The 3,595-nt window shown below is 48.0% G+C and carries 4 protein-coding genes; all 4 read left to right on the top strand.

All coding sequences use genetic code 11. The features are described from left to right. A partial coding sequence (locus tag AZ66_RS31095; RefSeq protein WP_156160121.1) for a transposase occupies positions 1-256 on the top strand: 256 nt, incomplete at its 5' end. Between the two features lie 339 nt (positions 257-595). After that, positions 596-1,654: a type I glyceraldehyde-3-phosphate dehydrogenase gene (gene gap, locus AZ66_RS27870; protein ID WP_044357886.1), complete on the top strand. Its 1,059-nt coding sequence runs from the start codon at positions 596-598 to the stop codon at positions 1,652-1,654. After that, positions 1,615-1,794 carry a GapA-binding peptide SR1P gene (locus tag AZ66_RS27865; RefSeq protein WP_021261511.1) on the top strand — a complete coding sequence of 60 codons (180 nt, stop codon included), beginning with the start codon at positions 1,615-1,617 and terminating at the stop codon, positions 1,792-1,794. Before gap ends, AZ66_RS27865 begins: the two co-directional genes overlap by 40 nt. Further along, positions 1,791-3,595, top strand: a 1,805-nt coding sequence (ppdK, locus tag AZ66_RS27860; protein ID WP_044357885.1) for a pyruvate, phosphate dikinase, incomplete at its 3' end; no start/stop codon positions are given. The genes AZ66_RS27865 and ppdK, both read left to right, overlap by 4 nt.

The raw sequence follows: 3,595 nt of genomic DNA, 5'->3' as shown, positions 1-3,595 counted from the left end.
GGGCATCTACAGTTCAGGAAAGTTTACAGGGACAAGCAACCGGATCACGAAACGAGGCTCTAAGAGACTTCGTCGAGCGCTGTATCTAGCTGTGCAGTGTGGAATTCGCAGAGGTGCAAACCGCAGGATAAGTGATTACTATGAGAAGAAAAGGAAAGAGGGCAAGCCTTATAAGGTGGTTGTGATCGCCTGCGCCAACAAGCTTCTCCATCACATTTACGCCATCCTTTATAAAAACGAGCCCTACCAAGTTTAATCCCATATTTATCCATAACCTTCACGCCAATGAAGGTTATTTGTGTTACAAATAAAAGTATATCAGTAAGTAATAGACGACTTCAAGCCGCAATACTTGACAAACATTAGCTGGTTTTTTGTGGGATTTAGCTATGGCTAGGAATGCATAGTTGTTTGTAGACATTAAGACATGCTTAATGTTGTGTATAGTACGTATTATATGAACCCAATTTTCATTATAATACACATTTAAACCGTTGATTACGGAAATAAAATTGCATATAGTGTGTATTAATTATTGAAATTCCATTTATTATGACGTATTATATGAGTTGAGCAAAGGAGGTTCAAACGATATATGCTGAAACGACTCGGTGTGAGTGGTACAGGAAGAATCGGCAGATTAGTTATTCGCAGTCTGTTCATGAATGGAAACGGTGCATCACTTGGCCTTATTAATTCTACCTGTGCACCTGATCAATTGGCGCATCTCTTGAAGTATGATTCGATTCACGGTCGCTGGGAGGAAGATATTAAGGCGGGAGATCAATGCCTTATCATTCGGGGACATCGGATTCCGTTAGTAAGCGAACGCAACCCAGAACTTCTGCCATGGAGAGAGCACGGAATTGATGTTGTCGTTGACGCAACAGGAAAGTTTAAGAGTCGCTCAGAGGCATCTCTGCATCTGCAAGCGGGGGCGAACCGGGTTGTCGTGACAGCCCCTGGTAAGGATTTGGATTGTACTATCGTAATGGGCGTGAACGAGCACGCATATGATCCGCAGGAGCACACACTTATTTCTACTGCTTCCTGCACAACAAATTGTCTAGCTCCGCTTCTTCATGTGCTTGATCAGGAATTTGGCTTGGGCTACGGTTGGGTGACGACGGTCCATGCGTATACGAATGATCAGAAGCATCTGGATAATGCACATTCGGACTGGAGAAGAGGCCGTGCTTGCGGCAGCTCCATTATTCCAACTTCAACAGGAGTTGGCAAAGCCTTAAAGGATATTCTGCCCCATCTGGCGGAGCGGGTTCAGGGTCTGTCCTTGCGAGTTCCCGTGCAAAATGTATCCTTAGTCGACCTTACTGCACATTTGCATTGTGAAGTTACGAAGGAAGACATCGTCCGCGCATTTACAAATGCGATTAAGGAAGGCATGGGGCATTATGTAGAATACAACGAGGAGCCGCTTGTCTCCTCCGATTATATTGGCAACAACAAATCTGCAATTATTGATGGGTTATCGATTCAAACATCAGGGTATCAGGTGAAGCTGCTGGCATGGTATGACAATGAATGGGCATACGCATGCCGTGTAACGGATTTCGTCAAGTATATGTTCGTCCAATCCGAGGAGGTAGAACAATCATGCGGAACCAAATCGATGAGCTCATTGATCAGTATGTAAAAGAAAACGACTTGGGCACAATCATTTGCCGATATTGTGATGACGTTATTGATACACTGCCTACGAATGGCGTGAAGACGAAATATATGGTGTGTGACAAAGAAGCGTGCCGCGAGCAAGAGGGGAGTGCTACGGCTTGACAGGTGTGCGCGTGAATTCGTTCCGAAATGGTGGCAAAGAGGATGCTGAGCTGCTGGGCGGCAAAGGTGCTAATTTGGCTGAAATGACGAAGGCGGGACTCCCAGTCCCGCCAGGCTTCACCATAACGACAGAAATGTGCAGACAGTATTACAGCAATGGATGCCGACTTCCCGAGGGATTAATGGATGAAGTACTGCGTGCAATGGTGGAACTGGAAAGAGTGCAGCAGCGCCGATTCGGCAGTGCTGAATGCCCGCTGCTTGTATCGGTTCGATCAGGTGCTGTGACATCAATGCCTGGAATGATGGATACGATACTCAATCTTGGGCTTACGGATCAGACAGTAGAAGGATTGGCTAAGCTCACGCACAATCGCAGATTCGCGTATGACTGTTATCGCCGCTTCATTCAAATGTATGGCTCTGTTGTCTATAATATCGAGGCTGTTCATTTCGAACGCATACTTCAGCAAGAAAAGCTGCTCGCCGGGTGCACAGAGGATCAACAGCTTACGGAAGAATCGCTGAATTCTCTTGTTCAGAAGTTCAAGCAGCTCATTGAAGTACGTTCGGAACGCCTATTCCCTCAGGATGTGAAGCAGCAGCTTCAAGAAGCAGTTGAGGCTGTATTTCTGTCTTGGTCGAGTCCAAGAGCGAAGGTATATCGGAAGGTGCATCACATCCCACACGATCAGGGTACTGCTGTCAATATACAGTCGATGGTATTCGGAAATATGGGGGAGACGAGTGGAACAGGCGTGTTGTTTACACGTAACCCATCAACAGGAGAACCCGACTTATTCGGTGAATACCTCATGAACGCGCAGGGTGAAGATGTAGTTGGTGGTACGCGAACGCCAGTCTCAATCTCGCAGCTCGAAGTAACGTTGCCACATGCCTATGAGGAGCTGGCTTTATGCGCTAAGCAGTTAGAGCTTCAATATCGGGATATGCAGGATATTGAGTTTACGATCGAGAACGGGAAGTTGTATTTGCTCCAGACCCGCAATGCCAAACGCAATGCTAGAGCTGCACTGCAAGTTGCAGCCGATCTAGTGAAGGAAGGCCTGATTAGCAAGGAAGAGGCCGTAATGAGAATTGATGTGCAGCATCTGAATCATATGCTTCATCGTTCGCTTCATACAGCTGCGGGCCATCGTGCAATCGCGACTGGGCTTCCCGCTTCACCTGGAGCGGCATGCGGGCAAGCGGTGTTCGACGCCGACACAGCAGATGAGTGGAAGCGACTAGGGAAGTCGGTTATTCTCGTTCGGATGGAGACAACACCGGAAGATATTCATGGTATTGTTGCCGCAGAAGGGATCCTAACACTGCGTGGCGGTATGACCAGTCATGCTGCCGTTGTAGCTCGGGGGATGGGTAAGCCGTGTGTGTGCGGCTGTGAAGCGCTGCAGATTAATGAGGAGCAGCGTCAGCTGATCGCCGAGGGGAATGTCATTCGAGAGGGAGATTGGATTACGATTGATGGGGGCAGTGGACAGGTAATTCCGGGGAGAATTGAGCTCCAAGATGCCAATGTATCACCCGAGATGCTGCTCATCTTGCAATGGGCGGATGAGATTCGCGCGATGAAGGTACTCGCGAATGCGGATTCACCTGCCGATGCCCGCAAAGCAAGAGAATTCGGTGCGGAAGGTATCGGTCTGTGCAGAACAGAGCACATGTTCCTGTCACCGGCGAGAGTGCCTATCGTACAGCAAATGATTATGGCAGATAAGGATATCGATCGTCAGCTGGCATTGAATCGACTTCTGCCAATGCAGCGTGCAGACTTCGAAGA

It is taken from the genome of Paenibacillus sp. E194 (assembly GCF_000935845.1).
GTDB lineage: Bacteria > Bacillota > Bacilli > Paenibacillales > Paenibacillaceae > Paenibacillus_B > Paenibacillus_B alvei_B.
The sequence above is the reverse complement of the archived record's forward strand: the minus strand, read 5'-3'. Positions and strand labels throughout refer to the sequence as shown.